The organism is Thioclava kandeliae (genome assembly GCF_040297545.1).
GTDB classification, from domain to species: domain Bacteria; phylum Pseudomonadota; class Alphaproteobacteria; order Rhodobacterales; family Rhodobacteraceae; genus Thioclava; species Thioclava kandeliae.
This window is the reverse complement of sequence record NZ_JAYWLC010000054.1, coordinates 1-5,551: the sequence shown is the minus strand read 5'-3', so window position 1 is coordinate 5,551 and position 5,551 is coordinate 1. Positions and strand designations below refer to the sequence as shown.

Annotated in this window: 4 protein-coding genes, 1 tRNA gene and 1 pseudogene; 2 read left to right on the top strand and 4 right to left on the bottom strand. The window is 59.9% G+C overall.

Features of this window, described 5'->3' with window-relative positions; genetic code table 11:
* Positions 1–192 precede the first annotated feature (192 nt).
* Positions 193–530, top strand: a pseudogene (locus VSX56_RS20315) (IS110 family transposase); the annotation flags it as partial.
* Positions 531–1,395: 865 nt separating this feature from the next.
* Here VSX56_RS20315 and VSX56_RS20310 read toward each other — a convergent pair.
* From VSX56_RS20310 to VSX56_RS20295, 4 genes are all read right to left on the bottom strand, one after another.
* Positions 1,396–2,400, bottom strand: a complete 1,005-nt coding sequence (locus VSX56_RS20310) for an aldo/keto reductase (RefSeq protein WP_350939340.1) — start codon at positions 2,398–2,400, stop codon at positions 1,396–1,398.
* A gap of 244 nt (positions 2,401–2,644) precedes the next feature.
* Positions 2,645–3,703, bottom strand: a complete 1,059-nt coding sequence (locus VSX56_RS20305; protein ID WP_350939339.1) for a sensor histidine kinase — start codon at positions 3,701–3,703, stop codon at positions 2,645–2,647.
* A gap of 118 nt (positions 3,704–3,821) precedes the next feature.
* On the bottom strand, positions 3,822–4,442 hold the full coding sequence (locus VSX56_RS20300) for an SOS response-associated peptidase (protein WP_350939338.1): 621 nt from the start codon (positions 4,440–4,442) through the stop codon (positions 3,822–3,824).
* A 5-nt stretch (positions 4,443–4,447) separates the two neighbouring features.
* On the bottom strand, positions 4,448–4,612 hold the full coding sequence (locus VSX56_RS20295) for a DUF2256 domain-containing protein (RefSeq protein WP_350939341.1): 165 nt from the start codon (positions 4,610–4,612) through the stop codon (positions 4,448–4,450).
* Between the two features lie 412 nt (positions 4,613–5,024).
* On the opposite strand from VSX56_RS20295, the gene VSX56_RS20290 reads away from it, so the two are divergent.
* Positions 5,025–5,114: transfer RNA gene (locus VSX56_RS20290), tRNA-Ser, on the top strand.
* The last annotated feature ends 437 nt before the right edge of the window (positions 5,115–5,551 follow it).

Here is a 5,551-nt window from a genome sequence, read left to right as displayed (position 1 = left end):
CAGCTCGGCCCGCCAGTCAGCACGAGGCCCGCTATGAGCTACACCATCAGTTGGGACACGATCCAATCCTCCTCAACCACGATGGTGTGCGATGGTGCGGATCGAGCCGCCATTGATGATGAGGCAGGCTCCACAACGGCATCGCATTGTGCCAAGGTGGGTCTGGTTACAGCCATCCGAGAGGCGCCATCCATGGGACGGCCTATTATGATCGACCTCGATCTGGCCAGGAATGTCTTTCAGGTTCGCGGCCTCGATGCGAAGGGCAAGGTTCTCTGTCGCCGCCAACTGCGGCGTACATAATTGCCGCTTTGCTTCTCGCGCTTGGAGCCGTGTCTCGTCGGGATGGAAGCCTGCGATAGGGCGCATCATTTGGGGGCGGGAAATTGCTGACCCAAGGACATGAGGTCCGGCTCATACCACCGGCTTACGTGAAGCCCTACGTGAAGAGAGGAAAGACGGAAGCGGTCGATGCCGAAGCAATCTGCAAAGCGGTGACGCGTCCGATCACGCGCTTCGTTCCGGTGAAGCCGGTGACGCGCTGGCGCGGCGGTTGGCGACGCTACCTGGGCCAGGCCCTATCTCATCCGGTGCATTTGCCGCAACGACGCCCGACATGAGCGCATTCGGGAGCGGGAGCCTCTGATGCAGGACCTGACTGGCTGGTCAGAATGCTTGAGCGCAAACCGGTAAAGGTGGTCGCGATCCGTGCTGGCCAACCGCATGGCCCGGACGATCCGGGCGCTGATCCGAAGCGGCGAGAACTACCGGGCCGCGCAGGTATAAAACAGAGAACTGTCGTCGGCGTCAGGTCGGCAGGCTCAGAGACGGTGAGGCGCAATGTGAGGTGATGGCACAGGGAAGGTAATACGCCGCCGTTCGGCGGCATGCTCGAACACATGGCGCCTCCCCGCCTCACCCCAATTCGGACAGAGACGCTTTTGAAGGCGTGCCATTGATCGGGAGCCGTCCGCCGGCTGACTTCATCAAGACGGGCAGCCACAATGCAGCAGATTGACGCCGTATACTTGGCCGCGACCGACCAGACTGCCAAACCCAAACAAAGCTCTAGCCAAGGGGCCATCCATACAAGGTCCGAGGCCGGTCCGAACACAAGACGGGCCGGATTGAAAGAGTTAGGCCAATACCAGGCGTTCGAGAAAGCCTGCGCAAGTATTTCAGGATACACCACACGGCATAGAGCCCGCAGGTCAAGACGGGGCCGCGCATGCCAGATCGGCGCTGTGATGCCCGATGAATCTGGAACTCACGTTACGGGGGAGCCCGCCACGGAACAGGCGTCGCCATTCCGTGACAAAAGATCAGGCTCCTCGACGGCTCGCCCTGTCCGGACGGCCCGTATCAACCCGCCGAGACAGCTGTGGTCCCTGCCGTTTATGCAGGTGTCGGGGCGTCCGGATGGATGAGCCCCGCGGACCGCAAATCGCTCCAGAAGGCTGGCGGAATCGGCGTATCCATAGCCACCAGATCGTTGATCGCCTCATCGGGACGCGCCATCCCGACGACCACGGCCTGCGCCACATCGGGCGCACGGGCAAACTGGAGAGCTGCCGCCAGAAGATCGATCCCGTGATCATAGCCGATTTCGGCGAGACGGCGGCGCTTGTCGAGCCGCTCCTTCGCGATCACGCCGCTTTCGGGGCCATAATGATAGCGATGGACCCCCGCCAAGAAACCCGCATTCAGCGCCGAGCCGATAACGAAGCTATTGCCCCGCTCGCGCGCCTTGGGAAACACCGTCTCGACCGGATAGTCATGCTCGATCAAGGAATACTGGCTCGCCATCAGATGCAGATCGGGGTCGCTATCCTCCATTGCTTTCAGGATCGGTTCGGGGCTGTTGACCCCCATGCCCCAGGCCTTGATCACGCCCTGATCACGCAGGTCACATAGTGTGGCGAAACATCCCTCCACCGCTTCAGGCCAAAGCTCGAGCCACGGTTTAGGCAGGGCGGATTCGTTGTCGGGAGAGAGATCATGCACGAAAACCACATCGATACAGTCAAGCCCCGTGCGCTGGAGCGTATCCTCGATCGAACGCAGCGTCCCGTCACGGCTGTAGTCGTAGATTTCGATATTGGGCGACGGCGAGTAGGGCATCAGAGTCTGGTTGCGATATGCCGGACCCGCCTTCAACAGCCGTCCCACCTTGGAACTGAGCACAAAACTATCGCGCGGCTGATGATGCAGGAACTGACCATAGCGTCGTTCCGCGAGACCCAGACCGTAATGCGGCGCGACATCGAAATAGCGGATACCGGCTTCCCACGCCGTGCTCAGCGTGTCTGCCGCCTGCCGGTCGGTCGTGACGCGGAACTCGTTACCAATGGGCACACCGCCCATACCGATGCGATGCGGGAGAGTATATCTTTGGGTCAAGAGAGCACCTGTTCTGTTACATGCCAATGCAACGATGCCCATAAAACGAAGTTCCACCCGCGGCGCCCGCTCGGAGAAAACATGTCAGGATGCAACGGAAAGAGGCTCAAGCCCGAAACTCGTGACGTCGTGGCCCGCAGCAGATCACAGCGCCGCCCAAGTTTTCGGGGGGCTGTGACCAAAGGCGGCCTGCCCTACCCGCAGGATGTGGTCCGTCATGGGCCGGCTTTATTCCGGGACGCGATTACTCGAGGGTCTGCCGGCTCGAGCGCAAAACGTAGCGGGTGCCTTCGGGCGCGTAGGTTACGCTTGCCTTGCCGATGAAACTCGCCGGAACGATGCGTTCGAGAAGTTTCGAACCGAATCCTGATCGCTCCGGAGCCACCACGGGCGGACCATCGCGCTCGCACCATGCAAACACGAACTCCTCGCCCTCGATGCCCCAATCGACCGAAACCTTTCCGTTCTCGACCGAGAGTGCCCCATATTTCATGGCATTGGTGATCAGCTCATTGACCGCCAGCGACAGCGCAGTGGCCTGACGGCTGCCGATGACGACCGGAGGGCCGCTCATGACCAGAGCGTCGGCAGTCACCACACGACCGTCGCAGATGCGTTTCACCAGCGCCTCGACGGTAGTCGCATTTTTGGCCCCATGCGCCAAAAGACTCTGCGCCTCACTCAGCGCCGCCAGCCGCTCGCAGAAGGCGCGCGACATCGCCTCGATCTCGGGGCTGCCGCGCAAGCTGTGGCGGGCCATACTACTTATAATGGTGATCATATTGCGCATGCGGTGGCCAAGCTCGGCATTGGCGACCTCGGCTTGTGCCATCGCATCAACGGATTTCGAGGTTTCGACAACCGTATCCAGCATACCCAGCACCTGTCCGTTCTCGGCGCGGATCGGGCTATAGCAGAAGGTGAAATGCGCGTCCTCGGGATACCCGTTGCGTTCGATCCGCAGCTTGAAATTCTCGATGAACGTCGCCTCGCCCGCCATCGCGCGTTCCCAGATCGGCCCGATCTCGGCCCAGGCTTCCGACCATATCTCGTGAAACCCCCGCCCGATGCCCAGCCCCTTCTCGCCGAGGATCGGCGTGAAAGCGGAATTGTGAATGGTTATCCTCTCCGGCCCCCAGACGATCGCTTTGGGGAAATTCGATGCGAGCATCATGGATACGGCGGTGCGCAATTCGGGCTGCCATTGATGGATCGGTCCCAAAGGGGTCGATGTCCAGTCGAACGCAGCAATGACATCCGACATGGGATCGTCAGGTTGCAGGAATTGTGCCCTTGGATACATTGCGATGAACCTGCTCCTTTTACACCGTCGGACAATTACAGGGATCAGGGGACGATACAATCGCTGATCCGATCTTGCGGATAGTTTCCGGCAGAAAATAGGTCCGCGTAACTTACGGTCAATCGAAGGGCTCGAGAAGCTCCGGCCCGTCCGCCTCCAGCGCGAAGGGCGCGACCGGATGGTACCGGAAGCGGGGCGCCGCCCCGAGATCCGGATCATCAGCGCCCGAAAGCCAGAGCTCGCGCTCTCTGGCATCAAGCATCAACGGCATCCGGTGATGGATGGACGCCATTGCGGCATTGGCCGCGCGGGTCATGACGGTGCAGGTCAGAAGATCGCCCCAGCGGCTCGCGAGCCCCGCTAGGTAGAAATTCTCCTCATTACCGGAGGGCAGGACAACAGTCGGCCGTCGCGCCCCTTTGGGCCCGCTCCATTCGTAGAACCCGCCCACGGGGATCAGACAGCGGCCATGGCGCCAGACCTGCCGGAAGCTCGGCTTGTCCCACGCCTCCTCGATCCGCGCATTGAAGGTCGTGGCTTTCCAGTCCTCCAAGACACCCCTGTACCACGAAGGCACCAGCCACCACCGCGCCTGCATCGCCACAAGCGGGTCTTTCCCCAAAATCACAACGTCCTGCGTCGGCTTGACGTTGTAGCGACGCTGGATCGGGTCGATCTTGAGCTGGGTGAAATCGGCTTCCGTATTACGGAGATTGGGGTCGATGATCCGTCCGCACATAGGCCTTACTCCACCTCGCGAGCGGAGACCGACTTGCCCTTGGACTGCCTCCGGCAGCGCTCAGAGCAATAGAGAACATGCTCCCAGTCGCGCTCCCATTTCTTTCGCCAAACGAAGGGACGTTGGCAGACAGGGCAGATCTTGCGCGGTAGATCAGCCTTCTTCTTCATCCGCATATGCGCGCCCTCAGATCGAACCTGAGTCAGACATAGCGCGGCCGTGTAGAAATCCATCTCCCACCCGTTTGGTCTTTTGCCCCTTATGCGTCTTTCCCTGATCTTTCCGCCCTCACCTCCCGAGCGATGGAGATGTCCCGCAAGGAAAGCAGCACATATCATCCGAACCGAGACTGCATCTCGATCACGGCAACCACACAGCCGGCTCCCCCACAGCGAAATCAACTTTTGGCACCAGAACAGATCGAAACCCGGATGGGAAGCGCAGACAATCTTCTGTCAGGATACGTTCGGGCCTGATGTGTTTTCGGCTCTTTTCAGGAGCTTGCAGGCGCTTTTGTTTTTTTGTCCAAATTCTAAAACTTGCTCTTGTATGTCCGTTAGTTGGTCGGCTATACGGGTCGACGGAGACGTGGCCGAGTGGTCGAAGGCGCTCCCCTGCTAAGGGAGTATACCGGGAACGGTATCGAGGGTTCGAATCCCTTCGTCTCCGCCACATACCATTTTGATTAAATGGCCTTGGGGCGCCCACCTGTGTACAAGTCATAGGGCTTGCACACTCCGTGGCGACAGTATGTCCGATGCTCGGCATCCCCATACGAGCTGACTTCATATCCACCGCCCGATTATGCGCCCGATAGAGAAGGATGACATGCTGGCCCCTGCACAAACCTGAAGTGAGGCCGCTTATCGTGATCCCGACCCTTGCTCCGGAGCGGGGCCCCTCTGCCGCGAGCGAACCCGAAACATATCCATACCTGGTTTCCCGCCCTCTCCCCAAAAGCAGCTACCTGCCTGGACGGGAGAACGAAAAGCCATGGCAGAGAACGGATATTATACACGGCTGCATTAATTACGCTTCCGATGTATTTCCAATTCCGATGTAGAATTTATCAAACGCGCTTCCTTCCCCTATCTCTCCGGGTATCCGCC